Raw genomic sequence first — 13,906 nt, forward strand, 5'->3', positions numbered from 1 at the left:
GCATGGCGGAGCCAGTGTGCATCCCGGATGCGAAGGTCGCGCTCTCCACGGCCTCCGTGTACCCGGAGTCCACGGCGACGGCCTTCGAGATCGCCGCGCGCCTCGGGTACGACGGTGTCGAGGTCATGGTCTGGACCGACCCGGTCAGCCAGGACATGGAGGCGCTGCGCAGACTCAGCGACTACCACCAGATCCCGATTCTGGCGGTACACGCCCCCTGTCTGCTCATCACGCAGCGCGTCTGGTCCACCGACCCCTGGGTCAAGCTCCAGCGCGCCCAGGCGGCGGCGGAGAAGCTGGGCGCGAGCACGGTCGTCGTCCACCCGCCCTTCCGCTGGCAGCGCCAGTACGCCCGTGACTTCGTCACCGGCATCTGGCGCATGGCGAACGAGACGGACGTGCGGTTCGCCGTCGAGAACATGTACCCCTGGCGCTACCGCGACCGCGAGATGCTGGCGTACGCCCCCGACTGGGACGTGACCAAGGAGGACTACCGCCACTTCACGATCGACCTCAGCCACAGCGCCACGGCCCGCTCCGACGCGCTGCAGATGGTCGACCGCATGGGCGACCGTCTCGGCCATGTGCACCTCGCGGACGGCAAGGGGTCGGCGAAGGACGAGCACCTCGTGCCCGGCCGCGGCTCCCAGCCCTGCGCCGAGCTGCTGGAACGTCTCGCCCGGACCGGCTTCGACGGCCATGTCGTCATCGAGGTCAACACCCGCCGTGCGATGTCCGGCGCCGAGCGCGAGGCCGACCTGGCGGAGGCCCTGGCCTTCACCCGCCTGCACCTCGCGTCCGCGGTGCGGGTGCCCCGGCCGTGACCGGGCCCGAGGTCACCTCCCGGCGCCGGGGCCGGCGTACCCGTACGGAGTCCGCCGGCACCCGCGACCGCATCCTGACCGTGGCCCGCGAGGAGTTCTCCGAACGCGGATACGACAAGACGTCCGTACGGGGCATCGCGAAGACGGCCGGCGTGGACCCGGCGCTGGTGCACCACTACTTCGGCACCAAGGAACAGATCTTCGCGGCAGCCATCGAGGTCGCCTTCGCGCCCGCGCTGAACGCGCCGGAGGCGATCGCCGACGGTCCGCTGGACGGCGTCGGCGAGCGGCTGACCCGCTTCGTCTTCGGCGTCTGGGAGAACCCCGCCACTCGTACGCCCCTGCTGGCGATCCTGCGTTCCGCCGTCAACAACGAGACCGCCGCCACCGTCTTCCGACGTCTGATCGCCTCCCAGCTGATGCGCCGCGTCGCCGCTCAGCTGGACGCGCCGGACGCGGAGCTGCGCGCCGAGCTGGCGGCCGCGCAGCTGGTGGGGTGCGCCATGATGCGGTACGTGATCAAGCTGGAGCCGCTGGCCTCGGCGGACATCGAGCAGGTGATCGCCCGGGTGGCGCCGGTGGTGCAGGGGCATCTCACCGGGCGCTGAGCGCAACCGGCTGCTGAGCGCTACCGGCTGCTGAGCGCTACCGCTGCCGAGTCCCTACGACGACGGCACGGCCGTACGAGACGATCGTCCCGCATTCCGGACACCGCGTCCCGACCCCTGGATGACCGGCGTAGTCTCGTCAGCAGCCCTATCTGTCTGAAGGAGCGAGCGACGATGCCCGAGCTGAGGTCCCGCACAGTCACCCACGGCCGCAACATGGCGGGCGCACGCGCCCTTATGCGCGCCTCCGGTGTACCCGGCGCGGACATCGGGCGGAAGCCGATCATCGCCGTCGCCAACTCCTTCACGGAGTTCGTGCCGGGCCACACGCACCTGCAGCCGGTCGGCCGGATCGTCAGCGAGGCGATCGTCGAAGCGGGAGGCATCCCGCGCGAGTTCAACACGATCGCCGTGGACGACGGCATCGCGATGGGCCACGGCGGCATGCTGTACTCCCTCCCGTCCCGCGACCTGATCGCGGACTCGGTCGAGTACATGGTCGAGGCGCACTGCGCCGACGCCCTGGTCTGCATCTCCAACTGCGACAAGATCACGCCGGGCATGCTGAACGCGGCCCTGCGCCTGAACATCCCGACGGTGTTCGTCTCCGGCGGCCCCATGGAGGCCGGCCGCGCGACCCTCGTCGACGGCACGGTCCGCACCCTCGACCTGGTCGACGCGATCTCCGACGCCGTGAACGACAAGATCTCGGACGAGGACATCCTCCGTATCGAGGAGAACGCCTGTCCGACCTGCGGCAGCTGTTCCGGCATGTTCACCGCCAACTCGATGAACTGCCTGACGGAGGCCATCGGCCTCTCCCTGCCCGGCAACGGCTCGGTCCTGGCCACCCACACCGCGCGCAAGCAGCTCTACGTCTCCGCCGCGCGGACGGTCATGGACATCACCCGGCGCTACTACGAGCAGGACGACGACACGGTCCTGCCCCGCTCGATCGCGACCTTTTCCGCCTTCGAGAACGCGATGGCCCTGGACATCGCGATGGGCGGTTCGACCAACACGATCCTGCACCTGCTGGCCGCGGCCCAGGAGGCGGGCGTCCCGTTCGGCCTGGAGGAGATCAACGAGGTCTCGCGCCGCGTGCCCTGCCTCGCCAAGGTCGCCCCGAACGTCGCGAAGAACCGCACGTACTACATGGAGGACGTGCACCGCGCGGGCGGCATCCCGGCCCTGCTCGGCGAACTGCACCGCGCCGGCCTGCTCAACGAGGACGTCCACTCGGTCCACAGCCCGTCCCTGGGCGACTGGCTGAAGACCTGGGACGTGCGCGGCGGCTCCCCGTCCCCCGAGGCGGTGGAACTGTGGCACGCGGCCCCCGGCTGCGTCCGCTCCGCGGAGGCCTTCTCGCAGTCCGAGCGCTGGGAGGCGCTGGACGAGGACGCGGCGGAGGGCTGCATCCGCTCCGCCGAGCACGCGTACTCCAAGGACGGCGGCCTGGCGGTCCTCAAGGGCAACCTCGCGGTGGACGGCTGCGTGGTCAAGACGGCCGGCGTCGACGAGTCGATCTGGACCTTCGAGGGCCCGGCGGTCGTCTGCGAGTCGCAGGAGGAGGCCGTCGAGAAGATCCTCAACAAGCAGATCACCCACGGCGACGTGGTCGTCATCCGCTACGAGGGCCCCAAGGGCGGCCCCGGCATGCAGGAGATGCTCTACCCGACGTCGTTCCTCAAGGGCCGCGGCCTCGGCAAGACCTGCGCCCTGGTCACCGACGGCCGCTTCTCCGGCGGCACGTCCGGCCTGTCCATCGGCCACGCCTCCCCGGAGGCCGCGTCCGGCGGCACGATCGCGCTCGTCGAGGACGGCGACCGCATCCGCATCGACATCCCGAACCGCACGATCGAGCTCCTGGTCGACGAGGCCGAACTCGCGCGCCGGGACGCGGCCCTGGGCGGCACATACGCGCCCAAGTCGCGCGAGCGCAAGGTGTCGGCAGCGCTGCGGGCCTACGCGGCGATGGCGACCAGCGCGGACAAGGGCGCGGTGCGGGACGTGTCGAAGCTGGGCTGACGCCGCCCTGAGCACGGGGCCGCCTCCATTGCGGGGGCGGCCCTTTCGCATTCCGGCGCGGCCGGGCTACCAGGCGGCGGGCGTACGGGAGTCGACGGAGAAGACGGTGCCGTCGGGGGCGGAGGCGTAGACGTGGGGGCCGGAGAGTTGGGGGGTGGGCAAGGTGGCCGTGAAGGCGGCCGTGTCCGTGCCGAGCCGCGGTGAGGTCTGCCCGAGGAGCCGTCCCTTGGCGGCGTCCACGGCGAGCAGCCGCCCGTCGGCGGCGGTGAAGTAGACCTGTCGGCCGTCGGTGACCGGTGCCGATCCCCGGCTCACGGCGGTTTCGAGAGACCACAGCTGCTTGCCGGCGGCGGTGTCGACGACCGTCAGGGAGCCCCCGGTGCCCAGGACGTAGACCAGATGCTTGTGTACGACGGCCCCCGCCTGCCCGAGCGGAACCCTCAGCGCCACCCGACGGGACGCCTTCGTCTCCGGGTTGTAGCGGACGACCGTGTCCGACGCGGCGCTCACCCGGTCGACGGACAGGAACACGACGCTGCCTCCCGTGACGCCGACAGGGGTCAGGCTGCCGTCGAGCAGCGCGTCCCAGCGGACGTCCCCCGTCGCGGCGTCGACCGCGGTGACGGTGGTCCTCGTCCCGTCCTCGGTCACTGTCGTGGCGATGGCCAGCGGGCTGCCGGGGAACGAAACGAAGTACGGCTCGCGCAGCCCGGGTATCCGTCGGCTCCACCGCGTCGCCCCCGAGGCGCTGTCCACGCCGGTCACCTTGCCGTCGGCGCCGCTCAACAGCAGCACGCCGCCCGCGTAGCGAATGCCGCGGTAGGCCGAGACGTCCAGGCTCCACCGCGTCCTGCCGGACGACGGATCGAGCGCCTCCACCCGCTTTCCGCCGCCGGCCAGCACGTGCACCAGCCCGCCCGAGACGACCGGTGCCGGCAGGGAGACGCCGCCCAGGGGCAGGCTGCGCCGCCACAGCACCCGTCCGTCGGCCGGACCGAGAGCGGAGACGAGTCCGTGCTGGACGCACAGCAGTTTCCGCATGCCGAAGGTGCACTTGGGCACTCCGCTCGCCTTACGGGCCGGCTTCGTCGCCCAGGACTTGAACTCCGGGGAGGCGGACGGCGCGGCGGCGGCTGTCCGGTGCGCGGCGGCCTTGCCGCCGTCCGGCATCTGCGTCCAGGCGAGTCCGCCGCCGACGACGAGCGCCAGCGCCAGGCCCACGAGGACGGCCCGCCTGCGACGGCGTCCGTGCATCGGTACCGCTTGCCGCTCCTCCGCATCCCGTGCGGGCGGCGACGGCTCCGTCGACCGCTGCGCCGGTATGAACGCCTGGGTGTCGTACGAGGCCGCCACCGACCGCAGTTCCCGCATCAACTCGTCGGGTGTGGGCCGGTCCTCGGGTTCCTTGGCGAGGCACCGCAGCACCAGCGGCGCGAGATTCGCCGGTACGCCGGCCAGGTCGGGCTCGTCGTGCACCACCTGGTAGGCGACGATGTACGGGCTGTCGGAGTCGAACGGCCCGCGCCCCGTCGCCGCGTGCACCATCACCGACCCCAGCGCGAAGACGTCCGCCGCCGGACCCACCTCCCGCGGACGCCGGAACTGCTCGGGCGCCATGAACGGCGGCGTCCCGATCAACTTCCCCGTCTCGGTCCGCAGTTCGCTGTCCTTTGGCCGAGAAATGCCGAAGTCGATGACCTTCGGCCCGTCGTCGGCGAGCAGCACATTGCTGGGCTTCAGGTCCCGGTGCACGACGCCCACCCGGTGGATGTCGCGCAGCGCCTCGGCCAGCCCCGCCATCAGCCGGCGCAACTGGGCGGCGTCCATCGGCCCGTTCCGCTTCACATGATCGGAGAGCGTGGACCCGGGGATGAACAGCGTGGCCATCCAGGGCCGTTCGGCCTCCGGATCCGCGTCGACCACAGGCGCGGTGAAAGCCCCGCTGACTCGCCGAGCCGCGGCCACCTCCTGCCGGAACCGCCCCCTGAACTCGGGGTCCTTGGCGAACTCGGCATGGACGACCTTCACCGCCAGCTTCATGCCGGAGGTGCTCCGCGCCAGGTGCACCACACCCATACCGCCCGAGCCGAGGCAGGACTCAAGGCGGTAGTGACCGGCGTATTCGGGAAGTTCCGCTTCCGCGCCCGCTCCGGTGTCGTGCTGTGGCGCCATGGAACCACCCCCGTGCTGTACGTCCGCGCGCGCGACGCACGGAGCCTAGTCGATGGCTCGTACGAGACAGAGGCGGCGTGCTAGCTTCCGCGTGCGAATCGCGTACGTGTGTTTCATGGCGCGATTCAGGGGAATCAATGGGGCCCCATGGATGTCATGGGGAGCAACGGGGGAGGTTTTTCATGTCTGTTGAGCACGTGGAAGAGATCGAGGGCGGCGGGGAAGAGGCCGTCTCGACGATGGCCGCGGCGGCATCCACGACGTACGCGATCGCGCCGGGTGTGCGCCTCAACGTCCGCAGCGGCCCGGGCACCGGCTACCCCATCGTCCGTGTCCTGCCCGAGGGTTCGCGCGTCGCCATCCTCTGCCAGTCGCCCGGTACGACCGTCGCCGGCCCGTACGGCACGAGCAGCATCTGGGACTGCATCGGAAGCGACGAGTTCATCTCGGACGCCTATGTGCTCACGGGCAGCGACGGTTACATCCGCCCCCGCTGCGGTTCCTGACCGAACCCCACCGATCCTGAGGACGTCCATGATCTCCAAGAGCCGTAGATCCGTCCTGCTCACGGCAGCCACCGGAGCTCTGCTCATGACGATGGGAGCGGTGGCCACCCCGGCGGCGGCCACCGTGCGGTACTACCCGATCGCACCGGACACCCGGGTCAACGTCCGCAGCGGCCCGGGCACCGGCTACTCCATCGTCCGCGTCCTGCCCGTGGGCGCCTCGGTCCCGATCTTCTGCCAGCGGCCCGGAACCACGGTCTCGGGCTACTACGGCACGTCCGACATCTGGGACAACATCGACAGCGGCGAGTACATCTCGGACACCTACGTGAACACAGGCAGCGACGGGTACGTGGCACCGCGCTGCTCCTAGGCCCGGCCGGAGCCCGCCCCCGCCCCACCGCCATAATCGTCCCGTGAGCGACGAACCCGGCACCCAGGACAAGGCGGGCTCCACCGGAGGCCCTCGGCCCGAGCCCCTCCGCTTCTTCGGCACCACCTGGGTGGACCACGACAACGGCTACCCCCTGCGCCGCGCCGCCGTGGCCGTCGGCTCACTCGTCGCCGCCATCGCCTCCTGCCTGGTCCTGCGCTTCGCCTACCAGGGCCTGCAGATCGCCGACACCGGCGCGTTCGTGACCGTCCTGGTCGTCGTCATGTTCGCCGTGTGCAGCGCGCTGGCCTTCCGCAACACCTGGGACTCCTTCTCCCGTCGCCCCGACCCCGACCGCCAGGCCTCCCTGCGTGGCCTGCTGGCCATCGGCTTCGTCGGCTCGCTCCTCGCCTACTTCTTCCGCTCGCTCACCGAGGCCCCCGGCGAGAAACTCCACCGGCAGGAGTACGAGGCGGCACGCGAGCGGCACGCCAAGCGCGGCACCCGCCGCACCGGCAACCCCTCCAAGAAGCGCCGCCGCTCCTGACGACCCCGGCGCCGCAAGCCCCGGCGCCGCAAGCCCCGGCGCCGCAAGCCCCGGCCGCCTCAAGGCCCCTCCACCGCAAGCCGCGGACACCGCAAGCCCCCGCCGCCGCAAGCCCTAGCCGCCTCAAGGCCCCGCCGCCGCAAAACCCTGACACCCCGAACCCGACGCCCCCGCGGCCCACCAGGGCCACCATGGCCGTATGACGGCTCCCTCCCGCACCACCCGTGCCCGCTCCTTCGACGCCGCCGCGGCCCAGTACGCAGCCAACCGCCCCTCCTACCCACCCGCCCTCTTCGACGCGATCGAAGACCTGGCAGGCCGCTCCCTCGGGGGCGCCCGGGTCGCGGACGTGGGTGCCGGGACCGGTATCGCCACCGGCCTGCTGCGGGCCCGCGGCGCCGAGGTGATCGCGGTGGAGCCCGGCGAGGGGATGGCGGCCGAGTTCCGTCGCGCCCTGCCCGGCGTACCGCTCGTCCTCGGCGACGGCGACGCCCTCCCGCTGGCGGACGGCTCGGTCGACTTCGTCACCTACGCCCAGGCATGGCACTGGACGCGGCCGGCCCGCTCGCTGGCCGAGGCGCGGCGCGTGCTGCGGCCCGGCGGGGCGCTGGCGATGTGGTGGAACCGGGACGCGTTCGACGTCCCGTGGATCGCCGAGCAGGGCGACCGCATCCGGCGCCACTTCCGCGGCGAGTACGGCAACAAGCAGGGAGAGGACACCGTCCGCACGGCGCTCGCCTTCGAGGGCGTCCACGACATCCCCGCCCACACCCACCGCGTCGTGCGCTGGAGCCGCACGGTCTCCGTCGACACCCATCTGTCCAACATCGGCAGTCACTCGATCTTCCTGGTGCAGGGCGCGGAGGCGACGGCCGCCTTCCTCGCCGAGGAGCGCGAGCACCTGCTGCGGTCCTTCCCCGACGGGACGGTCGAGGAGACGTACGACGTCCTGCTGATCGTCGCCACTCCCTGACCCCGGGAACCACGTCCTCACGGGCCGTGGGCCTTTCAGCCCTTGACGCCGGAACGCGGCCGAGAGGATTATTCAGCACATGATGAATTACGAGTCCACGCGCACCGACCCCCCGGAGCCGGCCCCGGAGGAACCGGCCGTCCGGGCCGAAGCCCTGAACGTCGTCCGGGGCGGCCGTCAGGTCCTCCGCGATCTCCGCTTCACCGTGCCGCACGGCCAGATCACCGGCCTGCTCGGTCCCTCCGGCTGCGGCAAGACCACCCTGATGCGCTCGATCGTCGGCACCCAGGCCAAGGTCACCGGCACCCTGGAAGTCCTCGGCCGACCCGCGGGCGACGCCGCCCTCCGCTCCCGCATCGGCTACGTCACCCAGAACCCGTCCGTCTACGACGACCTGACCATCCGGCAGAACCTCCACTACTTCGCGGCGATCCTCGACCCCGGCCGCGCCGCCGCCGAGCGCCGCCACGACAACGTCACCCGCGCCATCGCCGACGTCGACCTCACCTCGCACGCCGACGCCCTCGCGGGCAACCTCTCCGGCGGCCAGCGCAGCCGCGTCTCCCTCGCCGTCGCCCTGCTCGGCACCCCGCAACTCCTGGTCCTCGACGAACCGACCGTCGGCCTCGACCCGGTGCTGCGCCGCGACCTGTGGAACCTCTTCCACCGCATCGCCGACGAGCGTGGCGCCACCCTCCTCGTCTCCTCCCACGTCATGGACGAGGCCGAGCGCTGCCACCGCCTGCTGCTGATGCGCGACGGCGAGATCCTCGCCGACGACACCCCCGAGGCCCTGCGCAGCAGCACCCGTACCGACACCGTCGAAGCCGCCTTCCTCCACCTCGTCGACCAGGCGGCCGCGACCGGCCCCCGCAAGGAGGCCGTCCGATGAACGCCTCCCGCACCCTCGCCACGGCCGCCCGCGTCCTGCGCCAGCTGCGCCACGACCCCCGGACCATCGCCCTGCTCCTCGTGGTCCCCTGCCTGATGCTGTTCCTGCTCCGCTTCGTCTACGACGGCAGCCCACAGGTCTTCGACAACATCGGCGCCTCGCTGCTCGGCATCTTCCCGCTGATCACCATGTTCCTGGTGACGTCCATCGCCACCCTGCGCGAACGCACCTCCGGCACCCTCGAACGCCTCCTGGCGATGCCCCTGGCCAAGGGCGACCTGATCGCCGGCTACGCCCTCGCCTTCGGCGCCCTCGCCATCGTCCAGTCCGCCATCGCCACCGGCCTGGCCCTGTGGTTCCTCGGCCTGGACGTCATCGGCTCGCCCTGGCTGCTGCTCCTGGTGGCCCTCCTCGACGCCCTCCTCGGCACCGCACTCGGCCTGTTCGTCTCGGCCTTCGCCGCCTCCGAGTTCCAGGCCGTCCAGTTCATGCCGGCCGTGATCTTCCCCCAGCTCGTCCTCTGCGGCCTGCTCACCCCGCGCGAGAAAATGCAGCCCGTTCTGGAGGGCATCTCGAACGTCCTGCCCATGTCCTACGCCGTCGACGGCATGAACGAGGTCCTCAGGCACACCGACATGACGACCGCCTTCGTACGCGACGCCCTCATCGTCGCCGGATGCGCCCTGCTCGTCCTGGGCCTCGGCGCGGCCACCCTCAGGAGGCGCACGGCATAACGGGGCGCGGGATGGTGTTTCGCCAGCCGGACAGCCGCCCCGGCCCCGCACCGCCGGTGCGAGGATGACCCCATGAGCCAGAAAGTCGCAGTCCTCGGCACCGGCAAGATCGGCGAAGCTCTGCTCAGCGGAATGATCCGCGGCGGCTGGGCCCCGGCCGACCTCCTGGTCACCGCCCGCCGCCCGGAGCGGGCCGAAGAACTCCGCACCCGCTACGGAGTCACCCCGGTCACCAACCCGGAAGCCGCCAAGACCGCCGACACCCTGATCCTCACCGTCAAGCCGCAGGACATGGGCACCCTCCTGGACGAACTCGCCCCGCACGTCCCCGCCGACCGCCTGATCATCAGCGGGGCCGCCGGCATCCCCACCTCCTTCTTCGAGGAGCGCCTGGCCGCCGGAACCCCCGTCGTCCGCGTCATGACGAACACCCCCGCCCTCGTCGACGAGGCCATGTCCGTCATCTCCGCCGGCACCCACGCCACCGCCGCCCACCTCGCCCACGCCGAGGAGATCTTCGGCGCCGTCGGCAAGACCCTCCGCGTCCCCGAGTCCCAGCAGGACGCCTGCACCGCGCTCTCCGGCTCCGGCCCGGCCTACTTCTTCTACCTGGTCGAAGCCATGACGGACGCCGGCATCCTGCTCGGTCTGCCCCGCGACAAGGCCCACGACCTGATCGTCCAGTCCGCGATCGGCGCCGCGACCATGCTCCGCGACAGCGGCGAACACCCGGTCAAGCTCCGCGAGAACGTCACCTCACCCGCGGGCACGACCATCAACGCCATCCGCGAACTCGAGAACCACGGCGTCCGCGCCGCCCTCATCGCGGCCCTCGAAGCCGCCCGCGACCGCAGCCGCGAACTCGCCACCGGCAAGAAGGACTGACCCCCGCCGCCGGGGGCGGCGCTCACGCGTCAGCCGCGTCCACCAGCTCCTGGGTGGTCACCACCCGAGCGAAGCCGCCCCCGTGCAGCGACACCGCGGACGCCCGCGCGACCTCGTCCGCGCTCATCCGCCAGCCGAACGGCCCCTCCAGATCGAAGGTGTACGTCGCGTCGTACGCGACCACCACCTCGTACCCGAGGTTCCCGCCCATCCGAGCGGTCGTCTCCACGCACATGTTCGTCTGGATCCCGGCGAGCACGAACTGCGAGATCCCCGCCTCCCGCAGCCAGGCCCCCAGATCCGGCGTCCCGAGAAACGCCGAGTTCACGGTCTTCGTCAGGAACAGCTCGGGCCCGGCCCCCTTCCCCCTCCTCCGCTCGACGTACCCCTTCAGCTCGTTGCCCTCGTATCCGGGCCGCAGCGGCGACTCCGGCTTCGACGAGTCGTGCCGCACGAACACCACCGGCCGCCCCGTCGACTGCCATACGTCGATCAGCGCCGCGATGTTGTCATCGGCCTCCGGGTTGTTCCGAGGCCCCCAGAAGTCGGCCTCCTCGAAGCCCTTCTGCACGTCCACGACCACCAGTGCTGCGTTCTCCGCGATCTCCATGCCCACGATCCTGCCGCCGTCGTTCCCCACACCCCAGCAGGTGAAAAGACAGCGATCGATGGTTTACTGCCACGCATGGCCAGTGCCCCGGACGCCCCCGCCCACCGCGTCGCCCTCCTCGCCTTCCCCGGCATCCGCGCCTTCGACGTCTCCGTCATCACCGAGGTCTGGGGAACCGACCGCACCGACCGCGGCGCCCCCGCCTTCGACCTGCGCCGCGTCGCCACCGACAGCACCACGCCCGTCCCGATGCGCGGCGGCATGGCCCTCCTTCCCGACCGCACCCTCGACTGGCTGCCCCGAGCCGACCTGATCGTCGTCCCCGGCCTCGACGACCACCTCACCCCCGCACCCGCCCCGGTCCTCGACGCCCTCCGCCACGCCCACGCCCGCGGCACCACCATCGCCGCCCTCTGCGGCGGAGCCTTCACCCTCGCCCAGGCGGGACTCCTCGACGGCCGCCGCGCCATCACCCACTGGAACCTCGTCGACCTCCTGCGCGCCCACCACCCCCAGGTCACCGTCGTCCCCGACGCCCTCTTCATCGAGGACGACAACATCTGGACCGCCGCCGGCACCGCGGCCGGAATCGACCTCTGCCTGCACCTCGTACGCCGCTCCCACGGCGCCGAAGCGGCGGCCACCATCGCCCGCTCGATGGTCACCGCCCCCTTCCGCACCGGAACCCAGGCGCAGTTCATCGAGCACCCCACACCCCGCGCGGACCGCGACGCCGACACCCTCGCCGCCGTACGCGAACACGCCCTGCGCCACCTCCACGAACCGCTCACGGTCGCCGACCTGGCCGCCCACGCGGGCATGTCCCCCCGCAGCTTCGCCCGCCACTTCACCGCGGAGACCGGAACGACCCCGCTGCGCTGGCTCCTCGACCAGCGCATCGCCGCCGCCCAGAAACTCCTCGAACGAACCGACCTGCCCATGCCCGAGGTGGCCCGCCGCGCCGGCTTCGGCAGCGAGGTCACGATGCGCCAGCACTTCGCGTCGCGCCTCGCCACCAGCCCGCGCGCCTACCGCACCGCGTTCAGCACCACACCGGCATCCGCCTCCGCGCCCGCCTCCGGTACGGCGGGCAGCAGCCCGATCGCGCGATAGGCGGCGTCCACGGTCGGCCGGGCCATCGCCCGAGCCCGCCCGGCACCGGCCCGCAGCACCCCCTCCACGTATCCGGGATCGGCACACAGCTCCCGGTGCCTGTCCTGCACGGGCCTCAACACCTCGACCACGGCCTCCGCGGTGTCCCTCTTCAACGAGCCGTACGACTCGTACGCCCCGCTCAGGGCCTCCGGGTCCCCGCCCGTACAAGCGGCGAGGATCTCCAGCAGGTTCGCGAGCCCCGGCCGCTCCTCCCGGTCGTAGACGACCTCCTGCCCGCTGTCGGTCACGGCCCGCATGACCTTCTTCCGTACGACGTCCGGCTCGTCGAGCAGATAGACGACCCCCAGCCCCGACTCGTCCGACTTCCCCATCTTCCGCGTCGGCTCCTGCAGGTTCATCACCCGCGCGGCCACCGCCGGCAGCGTCGCCCGCGGCACCGCGAAGGTGTGCCCGTACCGCTGGTTGAACCGCACCGCCAGATCCCGCGCCAGCTCCACGTGCTGCGCCTGGTCCTCACCCACCGGGACGTCGTCCGTCCCGTAGGCGAGGATGTCCGCCGCCATCAGCACCGGATACGTCAGCAGCGACACCCGCACGCTTCTGCCCCGGGCGGCCTCCTTCGCGGCCTTCTCCTTGTACTGGATCATCCGCCGCATCTCACCGTCGGTCGCCACGCACTCCAGCACGTACGACAGCCGCGCGTGCTCGTCCACATGACTCTGTACGAAGAGCGTGCACAGCTCGGGATCCAGCCCCGACGCCAGCAGCAGCGTCGCGGCCTGCCGACTGAGCCTGCGCACCCGCGCCGGATCGTGGTCCATGGTCAGCGCGTGCAGATCGACCACGCAGAACAGTGCGTCGGCCTGATGCTGATCGACCTCGGTCCACCGCCGCATGGCCCCCAGGTAGTTCCCCAGGGTCAGGTGCCCGGTCGGTTGGATCCCGCTGAAGACCCGTGCCATCTCTCCACTCCTTCTCCGGTCGGGCCGCCGCCCCTGCGGCCGGCCCTCCGGAGCTCTGGAGGGAGAAACGAGAACGGCCGCCGAAGCGGCGGCCGTTGTGCATACGTGAGTACGGCCGCCGTCAGGCGGCCCACCACTGCTGGGTGCACGTACGCGTAGTCATGGCACCGAGCGTACGCCTCGGGGATGCCGTCCGTCCGCAAGTTGACACGCCCCGGGCGGGTCCGTAGGGTTCTTCGAGTTGTCCGACGTGAGAGCCGACTCCGGTCGGTCCCCGGACAGCCATTCCGCAGGTACCAACCACTACTCGACTGCTGTCGATCAGGCTGCCGTCGCTTTATTGGCATGTGTATTTGCGAAATGAGGAATCCGCGTTCGAAGGACGCAGGCCGCCGATTAGCGCGGGGGCCGGGAATCCGCTAAAGTCTCACTCGTCGGAACGGCCCAACAGCCGGGAAGACAAGCCCCTCTGACTGGGAATCAGACGCCGAAAGGATCTGATAGAGTCGGAAACGCCGGAAAGGAAACCGCGAAACAAAAGCGGGAACCTGGAAAGCACCGAGGAAATCGGATCGGAAAAGGATCTGATAGAGTCGGAAACGCAAGACCGAAGGGAAGCCCGGAGGAAAGCCCGAGAGGGTGAGTACAAAGGAAGCGACCGTTCCTTGAGAACTCA

Annotated in this window: 14 protein-coding genes; 11 read left to right on the top strand and 3 right to left on the bottom strand. The window is 71.1% G+C overall.

Annotated features, from left to right (window positions below; translation table 11 throughout):
- Positions 1 to 2 precede the first annotated feature (2 nt).
- The 3 genes from ACIGDI_RS40700 to ilvD all read left to right on the top strand — a co-directional run bounded on the left by ACIGDI_RS40700 (position 3) and on the right by ilvD (position 3,460).
- A complete protein-coding gene (locus ACIGDI_RS40700; protein ID WP_142154288.1) occupies positions 3 to 824 on the top strand; it encodes a sugar phosphate isomerase/epimerase in 822 nt (273 codons plus the stop codon).
- Positions 821 to 1,432: a TetR family transcriptional regulator gene (locus ACIGDI_RS40705; protein ID WP_399907537.1), complete on the top strand. Its 612-nt coding sequence runs from the start codon at positions 821 to 823 to the stop codon at positions 1,430 to 1,432. Before ACIGDI_RS40700 ends, ACIGDI_RS40705 begins: the two co-directional genes overlap by 4 nt.
- Before the next feature lie 174 nt (positions 1,433 to 1,606).
- Complete coding sequence (gene ilvD / locus ACIGDI_RS40710) at positions 1,607 to 3,460, top strand: dihydroxy-acid dehydratase (protein WP_399907539.1); 1,854 nt, start codon at positions 1,607 to 1,609, stop codon at positions 3,458 to 3,460.
- A gap of 66 nt (positions 3,461 to 3,526) precedes the next feature.
- Here the strand turns inward: ilvD and ACIGDI_RS40715 are convergent, their stop codons facing one another.
- Positions 3,527 to 5,632 (bottom strand): serine/threonine-protein kinase, encoded by a 2,106-nt coding sequence (locus tag ACIGDI_RS40715; RefSeq protein ID WP_399907541.1) that lies wholly within the window; start codon positions 5,630 to 5,632, stop codon positions 3,527 to 3,529.
- A 182-nt stretch (positions 5,633 to 5,814) separates the two neighbouring features.
- Here ACIGDI_RS40715 and ACIGDI_RS40720 point away from each other — a divergent pair, with 182 nt between their 5' ends.
- From ACIGDI_RS40720 to proC, 7 genes are all read left to right on the top strand, one after another.
- Positions 5,815 to 6,138, top strand: coding sequence for an SH3 domain-containing protein (locus ACIGDI_RS40720; protein ID WP_399907543.1), 324 nt, complete (start codon positions 5,815 to 5,817; stop codon positions 6,136 to 6,138).
- Between the two features lie 85 nt (positions 6,139 to 6,223).
- Complete coding sequence (locus ACIGDI_RS40725) at positions 6,224 to 6,511, top strand: SH3 domain-containing protein (protein WP_272177578.1); 288 nt, start codon at positions 6,224 to 6,226, stop codon at positions 6,509 to 6,511.
- A 43-nt stretch (positions 6,512 to 6,554) separates the two neighbouring features.
- The gene (locus ACIGDI_RS40730; RefSeq protein WP_200705972.1) at positions 6,555 to 7,058 is read left to right on the top strand and encodes an EamA/RhaT family transporter; all 504 of its coding nucleotides are present in this window, start codon (positions 6,555 to 6,557) and stop codon (positions 7,056 to 7,058) included.
- A 199-nt stretch (positions 7,059 to 7,257) separates the two neighbouring features.
- Positions 7,258 to 8,031, top strand: coding sequence for a class I SAM-dependent methyltransferase (locus tag ACIGDI_RS40735; protein ID WP_399907545.1), 774 nt, complete (start codon positions 7,258 to 7,260; stop codon positions 8,029 to 8,031).
- A gap of 79 nt (positions 8,032 to 8,110) precedes the next feature.
- Positions 8,111 to 8,923: an ABC transporter ATP-binding protein gene (locus tag ACIGDI_RS40740; RefSeq protein WP_399907547.1), complete on the top strand. Its 813-nt coding sequence runs from the start codon at positions 8,111 to 8,113 to the stop codon at positions 8,921 to 8,923.
- Entirely contained in the window at positions 8,920 to 9,657 is a 738-nt protein-coding gene (locus ACIGDI_RS40745) for an ABC transporter permease (RefSeq protein ID WP_058923970.1), read from the top strand. Before ACIGDI_RS40740 ends, ACIGDI_RS40745 begins: the two co-directional genes overlap by 4 nt.
- Positions 9,658 to 9,729: 72 nt before the next feature.
- Positions 9,730 to 10,542: a pyrroline-5-carboxylate reductase gene (gene proC / locus ACIGDI_RS40750; protein ID WP_399907549.1), complete on the top strand. Its 813-nt coding sequence runs from the start codon at positions 9,730 to 9,732 to the stop codon at positions 10,540 to 10,542.
- Positions 10,543 to 10,564: 22 nt separating this feature from the next.
- Here the strand turns inward: proC and ACIGDI_RS40755 are convergent, their stop codons facing one another.
- Positions 10,565 to 11,152 carry a cysteine hydrolase family protein gene (locus tag ACIGDI_RS40755; RefSeq protein WP_399907551.1) on the bottom strand — a complete coding sequence of 196 codons (588 nt, stop codon included), beginning with the start codon at positions 11,150 to 11,152 and terminating at the stop codon, positions 10,565 to 10,567.
- 75 nt (positions 11,153 to 11,227) lie between these two features.
- Here ACIGDI_RS40755 and ACIGDI_RS40760 point away from each other — a divergent pair, with 75 nt between their 5' ends.
- Positions 11,228 to 12,265 (top strand): GlxA family transcriptional regulator, encoded by a 1,038-nt coding sequence (locus ACIGDI_RS40760; RefSeq protein WP_399907552.1) that lies wholly within the window; start codon positions 11,228 to 11,230, stop codon positions 12,263 to 12,265.
- Here ACIGDI_RS40760 and trpS read toward each other — a convergent pair.
- Complete coding sequence (trpS, locus tag ACIGDI_RS40765) at positions 12,181 to 13,230, bottom strand: tryptophan--tRNA ligase (RefSeq protein ID WP_399907554.1); 1,050 nt, start codon at positions 13,228 to 13,230, stop codon at positions 12,181 to 12,183. The genes ACIGDI_RS40760 and trpS overlap by 85 nt on opposite strands.
- Positions 13,231 to 13,906: the final 676 nt, after the last annotated feature.

The sequence above is a fragment of the Streptomyces sp. NPDC085900 genome (genome assembly GCF_044540925.1).
GTDB lineage: Bacteria > Actinomycetota > Actinomycetes > Streptomycetales > Streptomycetaceae > Streptomyces > Streptomyces gilvifuscus.

Excerpts from the sequence above, each read along its gene's own strand:
- ACIGDI_RS40700 (WP_142154288.1), top strand. The coding sequence starts at position 3 with ATGGCGGAGCCAGTGTGCATCCCGGATGCGAAGGTCGCGCTCTCCACG.
- ilvD (WP_399907539.1), top strand. The coding sequence starts at position 1,607 with ATGCCCGAGCTGAGGTCCCGCACAGTCACCCACGGCCGCAACATGGCG.
- ACIGDI_RS40715 (WP_399907541.1), bottom strand. The coding sequence starts at position 5,632 with ATGGCGCCACAGCACGACACCGGAGCGGGCGCGGAAGCGGAACTTCCC.
- ACIGDI_RS40720 (WP_399907543.1), top strand. The coding sequence starts at position 5,815 with ATGTCTGTTGAGCACGTGGAAGAGATCGAGGGCGGCGGGGAAGAGGCC.
- ACIGDI_RS40725 (WP_272177578.1), top strand. The coding sequence starts at position 6,224 with ATGACGATGGGAGCGGTGGCCACCCCGGCGGCGGCCACCGTGCGGTAC.
- ACIGDI_RS40735 (WP_399907545.1), top strand. The coding sequence starts at position 7,258 with ATGACGGCTCCCTCCCGCACCACCCGTGCCCGCTCCTTCGACGCCGCC.
- ACIGDI_RS40740 (WP_399907547.1), top strand. The coding sequence starts at position 8,111 with ATGATGAATTACGAGTCCACGCGCACCGACCCCCCGGAGCCGGCCCCG.
- ACIGDI_RS40745 (WP_058923970.1), top strand. The coding sequence starts at position 8,920 with ATGAACGCCTCCCGCACCCTCGCCACGGCCGCCCGCGTCCTGCGCCAG.
- proC (WP_399907549.1), top strand. The coding sequence starts at position 9,730 with ATGAGCCAGAAAGTCGCAGTCCTCGGCACCGGCAAGATCGGCGAAGCT.
- ACIGDI_RS40755 (WP_399907551.1), bottom strand. The coding sequence starts at position 11,152 with ATGGAGATCGCGGAGAACGCAGCACTGGTGGTCGTGGACGTGCAGAAG.
- ACIGDI_RS40760 (WP_399907552.1), top strand. The coding sequence starts at position 11,228 with ATGGCCAGTGCCCCGGACGCCCCCGCCCACCGCGTCGCCCTCCTCGCC.
- trpS (WP_399907554.1), bottom strand. The coding sequence starts at position 13,230 with ATGGCACGGGTCTTCAGCGGGATCCAACCGACCGGGCACCTGACCCTG.